General features: G+C 46.3%; 8 protein-coding genes and 1 tRNA gene. 6 read left to right on the top strand and 3 right to left on the bottom strand.

Annotated features, from left to right (window positions below; all coding sequences use genetic code 11):
• Window positions 1-26: 26 nt before the first annotated feature.
• Window positions 27-602 (top strand): hypothetical protein, encoded by a 576-nt coding sequence (locus tag S1OALGB6SA_RS06925; protein WP_124032976.1) that lies wholly within the window; start codon window positions 27-29, stop codon window positions 600-602.
• 8 nt (window positions 603-610) lie between these two features.
• Here S1OALGB6SA_RS06925 and S1OALGB6SA_RS06920 read toward each other — a convergent pair whose 3' ends face one another.
• Both S1OALGB6SA_RS06920 and S1OALGB6SA_RS06915 read right to left on the bottom strand, forming a co-directional pair.
• Window positions 611-1393 carry a 4'-phosphopantetheinyl transferase family protein gene (locus S1OALGB6SA_RS06920; protein ID WP_124032975.1) on the bottom strand — a complete coding sequence of 261 codons (783 nt, stop codon included), beginning with the start codon at window positions 1391-1393 and terminating at the stop codon, window positions 611-613.
• Window positions 1394-1429: 36 nt separating this feature from the next.
• Window positions 1430-4927, bottom strand: coding sequence for a PilZ domain-containing protein (locus S1OALGB6SA_RS06915; RefSeq protein WP_195910351.1), 3498 nt, complete (start codon window positions 4925-4927; stop codon window positions 1430-1432).
• A 146-nt stretch (window positions 4928-5073) separates the two neighbouring features.
• On the opposite strand from S1OALGB6SA_RS06915, the gene S1OALGB6SA_RS06910 reads away from it, so the two are divergent.
• From S1OALGB6SA_RS06910 to S1OALGB6SA_RS06895, 4 genes are all read left to right on the top strand, one after another.
• Window positions 5074-6054, top strand: coding sequence for a diguanylate cyclase domain-containing protein (locus S1OALGB6SA_RS06910; protein ID WP_124032973.1), 981 nt, complete (start codon window positions 5074-5076; stop codon window positions 6052-6054).
• Complete coding sequence (locus S1OALGB6SA_RS06905; protein WP_195910350.1) at window positions 6047-7012, top strand: GGDEF domain-containing protein; 966 nt, start codon at window positions 6047-6049, stop codon at window positions 7010-7012. Before S1OALGB6SA_RS06910 ends, S1OALGB6SA_RS06905 begins: the two co-directional genes overlap by 8 nt.
• Window positions 7013-7271: 259 nt before the next feature.
• The gene (locus S1OALGB6SA_RS06900) at window positions 7272-13160 is read left to right on the top strand and encodes an alpha-2-macroglobulin family protein (protein ID WP_195910349.1); all 5889 of its coding nucleotides are present in this window, start codon (window positions 7272-7274) and stop codon (window positions 13158-13160) included.
• Entirely contained in the window at window positions 13147-15339 is a 2193-nt protein-coding gene (locus S1OALGB6SA_RS06895; RefSeq protein WP_124032970.1) for a transglycosylase domain-containing protein, read from the top strand. Before S1OALGB6SA_RS06900 ends, S1OALGB6SA_RS06895 begins: the two co-directional genes overlap by 14 nt.
• A 133-nt stretch (window positions 15340-15472) precedes the next feature.
• Here S1OALGB6SA_RS06895 and S1OALGB6SA_RS06890 read toward each other — a convergent pair.
• Window positions 15473-15556 (bottom strand) — tRNA-Leu (locus tag S1OALGB6SA_RS06890).
• 117 nt (window positions 15557-15673) lie between these two features.
• Here S1OALGB6SA_RS06890 and trhA point away from each other — a divergent pair.
• Window positions 15674-16321, top strand: coding sequence for a PAQR family membrane homeostasis protein TrhA (gene trhA / locus S1OALGB6SA_RS06885; RefSeq protein ID WP_124032969.1), 648 nt, complete (start codon window positions 15674-15676; stop codon window positions 16319-16321).
• The last annotated feature ends 25 nt before the right edge of the window (window positions 16322-16346 follow it).

Below are 16346 nucleotides of genomic sequence, written 5' to 3'. Positions count from 1 at the left end.
ATAGTGGATATTTTTGGGATAATTAAATGTTTGATCGTTTTCGGACCCGAATGGGGGAGAGATTTGCGGATGTGTGGGTATTGTTGTCGGATACTGATCGCTTCGTTTCCCGTGCTGGATTGCTGGGAAAGTATGAAAGCCAGCTTAAACTGTGGCGTTCAAATTTGCTGCGATTCAAGAACGTTGGAGATAATGTAAAGCGAATTCGCAAGGAGATTGTTAATTTCCGTCGTGAAAGAAGGGTAGAGGGTTGGGAACTGAAGTTGGGGTGGTTGGATGTTCAACTGAAGGGGTTTAGATCGGATGATGCGATGGCGGTGGGTTTTCGTCGTTTGGTGTTAGTGATAGGTGGTGAGGGCGAGATTCGATTTATTGCGGGGAGCGGGAATCATATTGAGTTGGATAACGAGTTGAATTTTAAACTTAGCCAATCGCCTTTAGCTGGTTCTGTGAAAAAGCATTATCTGTGGTATAGACGAATTGAAGGAGTGATTGAGCTGGCGGGTGCTGATTCCGAATTGAAAGAGTCGTTTGAGCAGCTCAAGGTATATATCGGTGAAAATAAATCCAGTCTGGTAAAGGTATTGCATCGATTGAGCTGAGTGGCCTGTCAAGCGTTCGGTGGAGATTGCGTACTTGTTTTTGAGCCTTTGACATCGCTAAGGGGTTGAAGGAGGTCGAAAATGTAGTGTTTAGCCTCATTGAGGTTGAATCTCTCTGGGAGGGGGAAGTCTGGGTTGATTACGATTTCGCGGGGAGCTGGTGAGGATGCTATTGCGAGAAAGTACTCATTGGACAGCATGTAGGATATTGCTTCTATTGGTGAGTGATTGTAATCACTAGTGACGACATTCAAATTGCCTTGAGTTATTTTGGGACCGGGCTTGTTGCTCAACTTGGCAGAGGGCACCATCTTGAGGTTCCAGACGGACATATTGTTGGCCTTTATGTAGGCCTCCTTTATGGTCCAATACTCGTAAAAGAGTTGCAGGGATTTGTTTTCGAATTCTATTTGGGCCAGTTCCTGTTCGTGAAAAAAGTCTTTAGCAATCGACATATAGTGTTTTCTCTGAGACCGACGTTCTAAATCCAAGCCGAGAAACTCCTCTCCGGTGATGCATGCGGTAAGCCCGCTTGAATGGGAAAGGCTGAAAGTTGCTGTGCTGATCGGGCGCCCACTTGGATGAATTTCAATTCTGACATTGCGAATTTCGATGTTGAGTTGCGTGGACAGCAGGGATTTGGCCAGTATTCTTCCACCCAGGAACTGACGCTTGAGAAGCCTATTGGTAAATTGGTTAAGTTTATCTTTTTCCGGTGAATCGAGATATTCCAGATTGGCTGGAGATAACTCCAAATTTTCGTATTCGAGAAAACCAAGTAAGAATTTCATTTGTCGTTTATAATAGCTGGAAATTGGGTGATGGTGCTAAGGGAAGTCTCTGCTTGCTTTAGGCGTAGTGATGGAGGTTAATTCCTTTTTTCCTGTTGCAATTATCGCCTGTGGCGGTGCGCCAAGACCTTGAACAATCTGGATTTTGGCCAATCCGGCTTTTACCATCATGTTCCTAAGTTCTTCTTCGCTGAGGAATCGGAACCAGCCATCTTCTTCAAGCGAAAGAAGTTTTGCCGCTTCGCCTAACATACTGTGTACCTTTTCTAAGTTTTTTTCGTGAAAATTCCCGTTTGAAGACTTAGCATGGCTGCTGAAGATGCTGAGGATGTCGAAATCTGGTTTCATTGTGGAAAGTAGAATACGCCCGCCCGGTTTCAGCATACGGGTGAATTCTTTTACCGCTTCGGCGGGCGCGAAGAGGTAGGGAAGGAGTAGGCTTCCGTATATTGCGTCGAAACTGTCATCTTCCAGAGGAAGTTTCCCATCGCGCGTCCAGGAACCGAAATCTAATTTCTGCAGGGCAAGATCTGAGCTTCTGAGGTTTTGCAGTTGCTGAGCGTTTAAGGCTTCTGTGCCCTTGCCGAGACTGATTTTTAGATCTTTTTGGGTAAGATTACCTACTATGAACCTGGCTCCAAGGTTGATATCTTCGAGTAGAGGCAACTCTTTTGGCCCAATGCTCTTCTCGATAATTTGCCTGATGGAGGCATTAATTGTTTTTCCTTCCAGAATCTCGGACATGAGTTCTCTATCGAGTTCGCGAAATTTATCAAAGCACTCGCAGCTAACGCCTTGCACCTTCCCTCTAAGCTGTTCAATAAATTTTGCACCAGGCTGGTTTAGTACATCTCGGATTCCCGCTAGAGGAAAGGGTTCGAGATTGAGGGATTTCCATGTAATTTCGACTTCTTTCAATTTCGGGTTTTTCTTGCTCAGTCTGTTATATTTTTCGTTGGCTTTTGTTAGCAGCTCTGGTATTAGATCGATACCGATTAATTTGGTTCCAGCTAGAGTTGTAATGCTGGTTCCTAGATCGAACAATATGGCCTGAGTTATCAAACCCGTGCCACAGCCCATATCTGCGATGGATTCGCCCACCATGGGTTTAAGCAAGGCGAGTTCCAGTTGCGCAAATTCTTGAAACTCAGCGAGTTCGCCATAGTTGTCGTATCCCCCGTCGATACGGTCGCCGAGCATGTAAGACTTCCAGAAGCCTGGAATATCTAGATTTTTTTCTCCAATAACGCTCTCCCGCTCCCTGGCTATAAGTTCAGTGAGTTCGGAATTATCCGGCATAACCGCAGGGCCTGAGGAACCTGCCAATTGACGAAGAATTGCGTCAGATATTATTTGGAAGCTTGCAATGCCATCGTCGCTGGCGCGTAAATTGTGCGTGCTCGGAATTTCGATTAGTTCGCGTTCACCGGGAGATGCAACACTCATAATATCTCGTATTTCTTCCGGATCAGTCCATTTGTCGTGGGTTCCATATATCCATGTTATTGGTGATTCGATTTGAGCCATGGCTTCTCGTGCATCAGAAGTCGTGGTATAACCCAGATGTATTATATCGGCAATCATCCTGTCCATATCGATTTGCTGTCCACACAGATTCATTGTACCGACAGGTATGCCCATTCGATGGTTGGCTATTGCATCCAAGCCACAGAGCATATTCTTCAAAGCGTTTTGAGCGGAGGCAACACCCATAACCGAAATCCAATGATCGGCCTGTGGGTTCTCAAGTGATGTCTGAAGGCGTCTCGCTTCAAGTGCGGCCATATCAAAGGTTATTAGGGCGGTTTTATCCACTTGGACTTTCCCGTTGTTATGAACCCAATTCATGGTGGTTTCCAAATCGGTATATGATTGATTGATTCGATAACCAACCATTTCATTACCTGGTCGGACATCGGGATTGGAATTGGCACTTTCGCCGGGGCGATTTGTGCCATCATATCTTAGTACTGCGATATTTTCGCCGACAGCGGCAAAATTAGTGAGAAGAGTAAGGGCCAGGGTTGCAAATGATTCCTTTTTTCTGGCAAAGGCGGGAGGAATTATTATGACAATGGCAGGCAATTTCGGATTGTTAACATGCAGCAAACCAACTATTTCCCGTCCTTGATAATCCTTATACGAAACGCGTTCGGATTGAAGCAATCTTTTATTCCTTAGAGGTCTTGACGGTCCGTGCCAGGTTTCAATCCAATTGTCTGGGCTGTATGTGATTGCATTTGCGGTTTTGCGTCTGATGCCGGTTTCCAAACCCACTCTATAAACTATTTGATTTTCCGTGTTACCCAGGTGTTCCACTATGTGTCGAATTTCACCTGGTATTGTTTCTTCTCCTACCGCGATTTCCAATGTTCCCCCAATCACCGGAATCATAGCAGGTAAGGATTCCGAATATACTTCCACCTGCATGCCTTTTCGGCTTGAATTCAAAATCTGCACGGGTACTGGTTCACTGATGGAGGGAATTCTCAGTTTGATTCTGTCGCTGCTGGTTTTTCGTTTTTCCGCGCGTTTTTCGCCGCGGTAGACGCGAACTGGAATTTGAAATTCTCCATATCCACCGTTCCAGGACTTGCGCTTGGCTGAGAAGAAATAGGATGCGCCATCTCGAGTGAAAGAGAAAAATGTCGGATTGGATACAGTTTCCGGAGAAGCTACTTTGAAATTAATGCCTTCGAATTCCTCAATGTGTGTTTCAATAATGCACAGGTTCTCTTCATCGAGAAGATTGACAGTGCTGGCCTCATTTCGCAGCTTGTGAAACATAGTTATCGCTTGAGTTCCGCTTATTTGAAATCTCTCGGATGATTCATCCTTAATCATTTGTTTGTGATACTCGAGTATGGCAAGATTGTGTGAAGTATCGCTTACGAATTGTTGAAGTTTATCTTGACTTGTCGCGTTAATTCTCACAATGGATAATCCAGCTTGAAATGGATTTTCCGGTCCGCTGTCTATTAGATAGACGACGCGTGTTTCAATCGATATTGGACAGGAGAATACGGGCAGATTCATTTCCAAAGAGAGCATGTCTCCACTCTTCAGTTCGCCACTGCCCTGAATTAACACCCCCCTGGTGGATATGTTTTGCGCCGAGTAAATAACTAAGTCTCTATTTGTGCATTCGATATCCGTAATGGTGCAGCGCATTCTAGGTGCACGTCGAGATTGAAGCGATATCGGTTCACTTTGGTTTGTATGTTTCTCCAGGCTGTCGATCCAGCGATTCACCAGAAGTACCTGAGCATTTGTTTCACCGGAGAATTCGAGCCCGAATTCCCAACCTCCCACACCTTTGACATTGCGTCTAATCTGGCAGGGGATACCCTCTCCACCGATACCCGGGAGTTTTACCGAAATGCGCTTAACCTTGTTGAAATCAATTGGTTTGTTGATGATGACACGCATGCCGCTGCGACTGAGATCCACCATGGTTGCGGGGATTTTTTCCTTCTCACCTTCTAACCGGACAAATTCTTCCAGGTGATAGCGGACAACTCTGCGTTTCTCCAAAGTGGGCCTCGAAATGTTTGTTTTGTAACTGCGAGATCGGCATATGAGCCAATTGGCTAGACACAATAAAGTAAAAACTCCAAAAAAACAAGCTAATTGAGATTGCTTTGTAATCACTTGTTATTAAATAATGGTACTCTTTATTTATGAAGCCAGACGCCCTTCTAAAATCAACAGCTCTGTTCTCAACCTGTACGGACAAAGATTTAACCACAATAGCCTCTTATAGCCGCTTCATGCGGGTTAGTGATGGAGAGGCAGTTTTCAATGCCGGTGATTCACCTGATAGGCTTTATGTTATCGATAGCGGCGAAATAGTTATTAGAAGATTTGATGATGAAGGAGGCTCATCTGATATTGCCAGATTCCTTTCCGGTGATTGCTTTGGTGAGTTGGACATGTTCACGGAAGAGAAGAGAAACGCTTCAGCGATTGCAGTTGGTGAGGTTTCCCTGCTCGTGTTTCCTGGTGGGGATAGCAAATTCAGGGACGTTTTGAATTCGCAGCCCAGGGTTAGCGCCCGCCTTTTACATGCTTTTCTGGTGCAAATTTCAGCAAAAATTAGAGAGGTTAACGCCTTGGTTAAAGACAATTCTCCTTTGATTCAAGAACTAAGGCGCAAGGTTTACCTGGACAAACTGACTGGCTTGAATAATAAAACCTATTTTGAAGAAACCCTTACATTGCTGATAGGCGAAAGGAAACGGGTTGGGTTAATAATGTACAAACCCGACAATTTTAAGGAAATCAATGATGCTTACGGTCACGAGGCAGGCGATAAAACACTGTGGCGAATCGGAGAAGAGTCGAGCAGCATTGTTCCCAACAGGGATTTGCTTTTTCGCTACATGGGCAATGAGAATGCTGTTATTCTGCCGGATGCTGACAGGTTTGATTTGATTGAACTTGCGAAGAAGATTAAAAATGGTTTGCAAAATTTGGATTTGAGCGAGTTCCTGGATGGCAACATGGTGTCACTTACTTTTAGTTTTGGATTAGGGCTTTCGCCTGTTCATGGTGAGGATGTCGCGACTTTGGTTGAGGCTGTTCGTTCGCTTCCGCTGGACGGCCGCCAGCGTGGTGGCGGTGTTGTTTTGTTTCCGGAAGAAGCCCGCGATTATGGATAATAGAATCAGCAAGCTTGATATTTTTTCCAGTCTGGATGCAAGGGAACTAAGAAAGATTCAACGCTTTCTCAAAGAGCTCAGGGTGCCTGCAGGGGAAACAATCTTTCGGGAAGGGGACGAGGGGCTGCTGATGTATGTCATTCTATCCGGCACGGTTTCGATTTCTATTAAAACAGCCGATGGCGAGGAAGTGGAGGTTTCTCGAATATGCGAGGGGAGCTTCTTCGGCGAGATGTCCATCTTGGAGAAAACTGTCCGCTCCGCAACTTGCAGAGCTCTTGATTCCTGCCATATGCTTTCGCTCGATTGGAAGGGATTTAGAACCCTCATGATTCGCCAACCCAAGGCATCTATTAAGGTGATTCAGCACATGCTCAATACTGCCACGAGTCGGTTTCTGAAAACAGGCTCGTTTCTTTCGGATATGCTGAAATGGGGGGAGAATGCGCGAATTCGCGCCGTAACGGATGACTTCACTGGCCTGTATAACAGACGCTTTTTTGATGATGCCTTGGTAGATGCGGTTTCAAAGGCGAATCGGAATGACAAACCCGTTTCACTGATTATTCTTGATCTGGATTATTTCGGTGAGCTTAATACCAGGTATGGCGAAGCTGTTGGGGATCGGGTAATTCTGGGAGTGGTGGAGGTGTTTAATTCCACCTTCAGGAAAAATGATATTCTTGCACGATACGGAGGAGATGAATTTGCCCTTGTACTACCGAATACTGAAGGAAAGGAAGCTCTGCGACTCTGTGAGTCTGCCGTCAAGGCGATTCATGCAATGAGTATATTTGATGAGCACAATAGTTCTCTCGTGGAAGTCAGTGCAAGTGCTGGAATTGCTCAATGCCCTTCACATGCCAATTCTCCGAAAGCTCTGTTGGAGAAGTCGGATAAGGCGCTGTATAAAGCCAAGGAGACTGGGAGAAATCGCCCCATACTGTTTTCTGGTTAATTCCCATACTCGGATGAGAATTCCCAATCCATTTTCTTTTGGCTGACGGATGTGCCTCGGGTGGGTCTTCCACTCTGGTTTCGGTATTCAAGATGGGATAGTTTGGTGTCGTATGAGAATGAATTATCTCTCGTGATCGGCCGGGTTTGATTCCGTGTGCAGATGCAACCGCCTTCACATAAAAGGCCTTATTTGTTGTATACTTAAAAACACACACTGGTGAATACATCATAGCAAACCTGTTATCCGGATGGACAAAATGAAAAGAATCAGTATCGGCACTCTTTTTCTCATAATTCTCTCCCTGGTTACAGCCTGCGCTCCAACAGAGGATGTTGCTGAAAGTGAAACTTCCTTCTTAGCCCTCATATCTTCCGATGATCAGGATATCGATGTCCCAGTTCTAAGCGATTCGGAACTGCTGCATCAGGCAGAGATGTCTCAATTGGATCTTGAAGCTTTTATTGAACTCTATGAAACAACCTCCTCCGAACAGGAATTGCTTCTGAAAGACAACGTGGATTTGTCTTCTATCACAACCAACTATTTCGATATAGGAAATTTCGACGTCTCATTGATGAAAACATCGGGGAAGGCTGAACCTCTGAAGATTGTCGATTATGGCCCTACCGGAGAACTGCCCATAGAAATGAAGAAGCCCACCATCTATGTTCAGTTTAATCAACCGATGGTTCCGGTCAGCAAGTTAGGGGAGCCTCTCCGAAAGAGTTCCATCATGACTGTCACACCAGAAATATCCGGTACATATCGATGGTACGGTACAAAGATTTTGAGTTTTGAACCTGACAGTCCGATGCATCGCACTCGGAGTTACTCTGTCCAGATAAGCAAGAAGGCTACCTCCATACACGGCTCAGAACTGAGGGAGGATTTTGAATATACAATTCTGAGCGAATCCCTGGAAATGCTTTCACTGATGTTCGGCACCTGGGAAGAACTTCATGATGCAACGATTGAGATTCCTCCTGAAAAAGCAAAACGGGTATTAGTTACATTCAATCAGACTGTTGATCCGGAAATCGTCGGTGAGTACATCCAGATTCTGGACGGGCGGAAGATTCATCCCATAACTGTTTCAAGGCCGGAAGAACCTGAAGTGTTCTGGGAAAGAGGCTTCATAGAAAGGACTGTCCTGCTTGAGGTGCAAGAAGACCTAAGCACGGAGAGCCGGTATAGGGTGCGGCTGCTGGCCGGAGCAAGAGCCAATTCGGAATCAAGCCCCCGGAAGGAAAACCAGTATCTGAATTTTCATACACTCACATCTTTCCGATACCTGGACTATAAGGATTATGGTTACTATTTTTCATATGATTCTGAGGGTGTAATGAACCCGATATTTCTCGAGTTCTCCCATTCGGTCGATCCGGAATCTTCAAAGAGAAGTATATCTACCGAATTCGAAGGGCTAAACATGTCGGATCATGTGAAGATTTTCGGTTCAAGAATCCGTGTGGCGAACCTGCCGGTAGATTATGAATCCACATACAAGCTCACCATCAGCGGAGAACTGAAGGATATCTACGGGCGTTCTCTGGGAATCGATAGAACTATTGAAATCGAAGTACCTCCTGCCATGACCTACTCCCATTTTCCCGGCAATGACGGTCTAAACAGCCTGGAAGCGCAATTTGATCCTGCTGTTGTTTATGAATTTCAGAATACTGATAGAGGAACCTTCAAGATTAATGGAATCAGCCAGGACCCGGGACTGAAGGAGGCTATCAGGAATCAAGCCAACTTCAAACTGATTGATCTGATACCCTACATGAATTCCGAGGGCTTCGGGAAGGTAGATTTGGCCTGGAGCTTCATCGAAAAGTACAAGAACTGGAAGGGAGAAAACGTAGAGGATTGGAATAAACGGTCTATGACTGTCCAGGTGACAGATCTCGGACTGACTACGAGATATGCTTACAACAAGTTTCTTGTCTGGGTGAACCGATTGTCAACCGGGGAGCCTGTCAGTAATTCGAGAGTAATCCTGAGGGGTGTCGGAAAATTCAAAAAAGAAGCTGTCACTGATTCCTACGGACTGGCTGAAATAGCGTTGGAAAAGGGCGAGTTTAGACATGGTTTTTACAATGCTCAAACCGAACGTTATGAAATACGCCTTGCCGCGGAATTCGGCAGCGACAGGGTGGATCTGCCCGTATCAAACACTCAAAGTGGCTATCGGTTCAGTATAAGCACTTCCCGACCCCAGACTGCCGAAAGAGCAATCCCCCGAGTTTTCCTTTTTTCCGACCGGGGAATATATCGTCCCGGAGAGACTCTGACATATCGGGGAATGGACTGGAACCAAAGACTGGGTGTCTTCACCCCCTATTCCGGTTCACACGATATATCTATCCTCAAACATGAGGGTTGGAAAAAGAAGGAACTAACCTCGTGGAACGGCCGGACTAGCGAATCCGGAGGATTCTTCGACACCTATGATATTCCGGAAGATATGGAACCGGGGGACTATACAATTCGCTATGAACGATACGGCGTCAGGCGGGATGAAAAATTCCAGGTGGCTTTCTTCAGGCGACTCAATTTCCAAGTACTACTGAAACGCCCGGAGCGCGCCTTTTTCCTGGGTGATACGGTTTCCATACCATTAGAAGCCAATTATCTTGCAGGAGGAGCTCTCACAGAAGGAGATATGTCTTATTTCTGGACCAGAGCACCTGTCCGTTTCCGTCCAAGTGGAGATGGATGGAGGTTTTGGGTATTCGGTCCCAAGGGATGGGAACGGGAGAAGGTTTTAAGTTCAAATGAAGATACACTGAGCCTGCAGGGAACTGCAAACCTGGAAATTGATACTGCCGATCACAGTCTCAAGGGGAAGTCTTACAGGTACGTTGTTGAAGGCACAGTTCAGGACATAGATCGTCAGTCCATCAGCGCCGCTACTTCCGTGATAGTTCACCCGGCATTTTGGTATATAGGTGCCCGAATAGGTAGCAGTGTGGAAACAAACCGGTGGAGCAGGTTTGTCCCAATAGACAAGGAGATGCTGATTAGCTTTGCCAAAGTTGGCGTGGACGGGTTGCTAAGAGCTGAGCCCGGCGAAAGCGAAGTTGAACTGATCAAGGGTTCTTACAAGGCCATACATCAGAAGAGCATCGGCGACAGAATCAGCACCCGGTACGAATGGGTGGAAGAAACACTTCAGAGCGGTAAGGTGAAATGGAAGGATGGTTATTCCGAGTTCAGGTACACTCCGGAAGAATCGGGCAGCTACAGGTTGAGAATCACCGGCCGGGACAATAACGATAGGGAAGTAATCACGGATATCAGTTTCTACGCCAGCGGAGGCTCCTGGGTTAGATGGATCGGAGAGAATGTAGAAGACATCACTCTTGAAGTTGAACAGGATATCTACTTCCCAGGAGACAGCGCTCGGATTCTTGTCAGATCGCCGTTGGAAAAGGGCAAATATCTGATGACGATAGAACGGGAAGGGATTCTGGAAGAACGGTTAATCGAACTCGATCCCGCAGACCCCATTATCGAAATCCCCATAAAAGAGGAATGGGTGCCTGTCATGTATGTCACCCTCTCAGGGTACATGACTAGAACAGCGGAACCGCAATCCTACTATGAACCGGATTTTGGCAAGCCTAAAGGAATATTCGGAGCAGCAGCCATCAACATCTCAACCAGATCCCGTGAGTTGGATATGGAAATCACCTCAGACAAAGCGCTTTACCGTCCGGGCGACAAAGGGGAAATTACCGTCCGCGTCACCAGCGATGGTATACCTGTTTCCAATGCGGAAATCACATATCTGGCGGTAGATAGAGGAGTTCTGGATATCATCAATTACCACATTCCCAATCCACTTAGTTATTTCTATGATATCGACAATTTCGATATGTACGGAGCAGGAGACGATTCCAGACGCCTTCTTATGGCTCCTGTCACTTACGAAATTTCAAATCTACGTGGTGGAGACGGAGAAGAAAAGAAACTGCAGAGGAGGGAAGATTTTACTCCACTTGCGGTGTTTGAACCCTTCCTCACCACTAATCAGAACGGAGAAGTTCGAATTCCCGTCGAGTGGCCCGATACACTGACTACCTATCGATCTACGGTGATTGCCCTGAAGGGTCAAAAAATCGGTTATTCGGAGGATGAACTCTACATTAAAAATCCCATCAATGTCAAAACCGCCCTCCCCCGTCAGATGCGGGTTCGAGATACCAGTTTTGCCGGTGTGGTTTTGTCCAATATCGACGATCGGGATCATGAAGTCAGTGTAAAGATCCGCTCAGATAATATCGGGCTTCCGGGCACGGTTGAAAAGACTGTTATTGTTCCGGCTGGAAAGAGCTATGAGGTTCCATTTGTTCTCGAAGGAAAGACAGCCGGTGAAGGAGAGATTATCTTTACCATTAACAGCGAAGTTTTAAACGAAGAGCTCGTGGATACCATGCTTGTGGAGGCTCCCATCATCAAGGAGAGCTTCACTACAACGGGAATCGTGTCGGAAGAGGTATCCGAAGAAGGATTACTGATTCCTTCCAATATCGGAAAAGGATACGGATCGTTGGCACTTTCTCTGGATTCCAGCCAGGCACCCTTCCTGCGGGAACAGTTGAAATCTCTTTCGGCCCACAGAAACTTCAATTTCACGTTCGATTACCTCTATGCCGCAGTTCCGGGTATTGTCGCTCCGGAAATTTCTGCCCTTATGGGCAGAAGATTTGAGAGGGATTCCCAAAGAAAGCTTGAGAGCTTCCTGAAAATCACCTCTCACCGCCAGATGTCCGACGGGGGAATTACCTCCTCGGAGAAACGTCTCTCTCGAATAAGCGATCCTTACTGCTCTCTCGTAACTCTTCATATGCTGCAAATCCTGAGCAATCAGGGGCGATTGGAGAAAAATAAAGCACCAGAACTTAGCAGACTGAAAAAGTACATTTCCGGGAAGTTTCCACATGCGACCCTCTATTACCAGCTCTACGCTCATTACGTATTCACCCTTGGGGGTGATTTCAACCGAAAGAGAACGAATTGGCTGGAGTCTCATGAAGATGAACTTGGAATCAGCGGCTATGGTCTGCTCGGAGCAATCTACCAGCTTGAGGGCAGGGGAAGTAAGGCGAAGACGATTTACAGTAAGGTAAAAAACTTTGTATCCATTGGAACCAGGGGTGTTGATATCCGGGACACTTATGAGTCCAGATTTTACTTTGACTCGGGATACCAACAGCTCGCACACCTTCTCCGCCTTGGAATCATGGTAAGAGAAAATTCGGAGATGATTCGGCGATATACTTTCAGTTTGGATATTCAGAAAGGGCCGAGAAACTGGCTGGATTCCCAGGATCGCCTCTGGATGGCAATTGCATTGAATGATCTTCTGATAAAAGAAGATCCGGGGAGAAATGATTTTACCGGCGAAGTGGTTCTCAAGGATCAAACTTTGATGAAGGAGGCCTTTTCCGGGCTTTCGAAAAAACCGGAAGAGGCAGCTTTCAGCCTTTTCAATCAGATTATCCCGATTGTCGGTGAGAACGAATTGAACAGTCTCCAATTTCGTAAGGAAGGAACGGGAACCCTGTTCTATGCGACCACCCTCAATTATGCGCTACCCAATGAAGTGGCGCCCGCAAGGGACGAAGGTTTATCAATCTACACTCAAATTGAAACTCTGGAGGGGGATTTGGTTGAAGAGGACGTACTTGATCTGGGAAAAACCTACCGGATGCGGGTTATCCTCAACACATCTAAAACCAGGAGTTATGTGAATCTGTCCGTTCCGATTCCCTCGGGAGCTGAGATTTTGGATCCCAGCTTTTCAGTCTCATCTAGTTTTTTAAACAAAGGCGGCGTTCAGTCTGAAACCTGGACACGGGAAACCAAATACGGTGATGAGATTGAAATCCTTGCAGAAGGATATGTCTGGTTCCATAATAGGGATCTTTACTTTTACCATTTCAGCCCGAATCAGATGATTTACAACAATGAAATCCGATATTCCTGGTCGAGCCTTTATTACGGACAAAGAGAAATCACCTTCCTGTTTCGGTGCACCACTCCCGGAATCTATCCAACACCTCCAGCATCTGCGAATCTTCTCTTTGAACCGGAAGTGTTTGGCAGGGACAGAGGAAAGTTGATTGTTATCCGTTAGAAAGAGGTGGACTCTCAGTCTGCTTGTTCTGGCGGCCGGAATCTACTCCATCCTGCGTTTTTCCCCATATCCGGACTACTTGAAATTCAAAGATTCCAGATACAGTCTGCCGGTATACAGCAGACAGGGCACACTCCTGGCCGTCCTCCCGTTGGAGGAAGGACTTAGGCGGCAGAAACTCTCTTTGAATTCTCTAAGTGACAGGCAAATCTCAATCATACTGAAGAACGAGGACAGCCGGTTTTATTTCCACCCCGGGGTTGATCCGATAGCTCTTGCAAGAGCTTGTTACCTTTACCTGAAAAGCGGCGAGTTCAAATCCGGTGGATCGACCATCACCATGCAGCTGGCCCGGATAATTTCCTCCGGATCGACTGGACTCAAAGGAAAATTGCTGGAGGTGTTAAACGCTCTCCGCCTTGAAACCAGGATGAGCAAAAAGGAGATTCTAAACAGCTATATAACCCATCTCCCTTTTGGCCGGAATGTGGAAGGATTGGAAAGCGCCGCATACTATTTCTTTGGGAAAAAAGCCGCGGAACTGACAAACGAAGAGCTCATGATTCTGATGATGATTCCCCGGCAACCGGTGGATTTCAATCCCCTGGAAAATCGGGAAGCCAACAGAGAAGCGATTATCCGAACACTCCCCCGAGTTGATATAGACCTCTCTTTTTCCTTGATAGAAGAGGCTTATAATGGTCTGACGGCACCGTTATGGCCGTCAAAAGCTCCCCATTTCATCGAATTCATCAGAAAAGAGTTAACGCCTGAAGACTGGCAGATGGGAGCTCCCATACTCACAAGCCTGGCCGATGATTTCCAGATTGCAGTGGAAAACAAGCTCGAAGAGATAGTTGAATCAGCCAAAGATAACCGAATCAGCAACGGTGCGGTACTTGCCATAGAGAATTCCACCGGGAAGATTCTGGCCTATCAGGGATCGGTAGATTTTTTCAATGATGAAATCCAGGGACAGATTGACGGGGTTAGAATCCTTCGGCAACCGGGATCGGCGCTTAAACCCTTTCTTTATGCCTATGCCCTGGAAAAAGGGTATACTGTCTCGACACCCCTGCCGGATATCCCTATGGAATTCGGTCATCAGGAAATCTACATCCCTAAAAACTACAATCAAAGGTATAACGGACCGGTTCGTCTAAGTGTAGCACTCGGCTCTTCTCTCAACATTCCGGCCACCTATCTGGGTGAGCGGTTGGGAGTGAAACCTTTCATTCGCAAGCTGGTGGCTAGCGGATTTACCTCTCTTGAACATCAAGAACATCTTGGACTCGGCATCGTTCTGGGAAATGGAGAAGTCACTCTTTGGGAATTGGTTCGGGGGTTTTCCCTGTTTTCGAGGGGGGGGGTACTCATTCCATTGAGTTACAAACTGGATACCGAAAAAGCGGTTGGACGTCAGGTATACTCCGTTTCAGTGGCGGAAAGCCTTCGAAGTATCTTGTCCAATCGGAAAAATCGTATTCTGGGATTTGGAAGATCCAATCCGCTGGATGTAAATTTTGAGGCCATATTTAAAACGGGAACCTCCAATCAGTTCAACAGTATCTGGGCCCTGGGTTCAACTCAGGATATCACTGTCGGTGCCTGGATGGGGAATTTTTCCGGTGAAACAGTGATTGGAAAACCCGGCAGCTCTCTTCCCGCCCGTCTGGTTGTTTCCCTTCTTGAGGATTTTCACCGGGAGAATTTCTTCAATTGGCAGGTAGATTTCCACACCGAAACAATCTGCAGCGTCAGCGGATACAAACTCGGTCCGGGATGTGCATACGCAGTACAAGAAAGATATGCCGAAGAGACAGAGCTCCCGGTATGTACCTGGCACCGGGAAGACAATCTATACCTGCCGGTGGAATATGCCCAATGGGTTCACTTCTATGGCTTGGATTACAGGCTGGATGATTCCCGTGCTCCACTCAAGATTGTTCAACCCAGTGACGGAGCAGTATTCTTTCTCGATCCAACGATTCCGGAGGAATCCCAGGTTATGCCTATTCGGGTTATCGGGAATCAGGATGCAGTATTGCGTATCAATGGGAAACAGGTTTTCGAAGGGATCGCTCCATTTACTTATTATCATCCTATCGAGAAGGGCAGATTCTCCATTGAGGTGAGAAATGAGATTTTTAGCAAAACATCAAGGGTGTTGGTGAAATAGATCGTCCGGTTTTTTCATCATTCGGCAAATCTGAAATCTGCAAACGGGCAAGTCTTTGGAATCAGAAAAATGCGGCAACGTTCCTGCTTAGCTATATTGGTATCAATGTCTTACAATGCAGGTGAAAAAGCAGTGCGGCAGAGAGGATTTGAACCTCCACAACGTTGCCGTCACCAGCCCCTCAAGCTGGCGTGTCTACCGATTCCACCACTGCCGCGAATAGATTTACCACGCTATGGCAAATAGATTTTTTCGTCAACTATTGACAGTGTTCGGGTGGAATTTTTCCTCTTGACTGACTGCTGCTGGATTTCACATCGTTGATTTCGCAGCCATGAGCAAAATTTGGTTTGAAACTCGGATTGCTCTTCCGGAGAGAATAAGCCGTTCGGAAGATGTGATGTGTTCATTCGCCCATGTTTTTGGGCTTGGAATGGCACTAAGTGCCGCTATTCCACTGGTTTTTGAGGCTGTGGGATCACGACGAGACTTATGGGTTGTTCTGGTTTATAGCTTATCCATATGCCTGGTGTTTGCCGTCTCGGCGATTTATCATGGATTGTCTCCGTCAACAGCAAAGCGAGTATTTCGCTTCATAGACCACAATGTGATTTACGTGCTGATAGCCGGAACCTATACTCCATACGTTTCGGAAATGGGGAATTCAGGCCGCTCTCTTCTGATTATAATCTGGATGCTGGCGGCTGTTAACATTGTCGTAAATATTCTCTTCTGGAACAGATTCAAAATTTTTCACCTTTTCTCTTATCTATGTATGGGCTGGTTTATCGTCTTTTTCTGGAAGGATCTTCGGTTAGTCGCTTCTTTGAGACAAATCTGGTGGATGTTGACGGGTGGATTTCTTTATACAATGGGAGTGTTTTTTTACGTTAAGATGAGCATCCCCTGGGCGCATTTCATCTGGCATCTTTTTGTAATTGGGGGGGCGGCGGGTTTGCATGTGGGAATTACGCTTAGATGACGAATAAAATGCTTTGCTGGTTCCC

It is taken from the genome of Olavius algarvensis spirochete endosymbiont (assembly GCA_900608495.1).
Classification (GTDB): domain Bacteria; phylum Spirochaetota; class Spirochaetia; order DSM-2461; family DSM-2461; genus UBA2779.
This window is presented reverse-complemented; position numbering and strand designations above follow the sequence as displayed.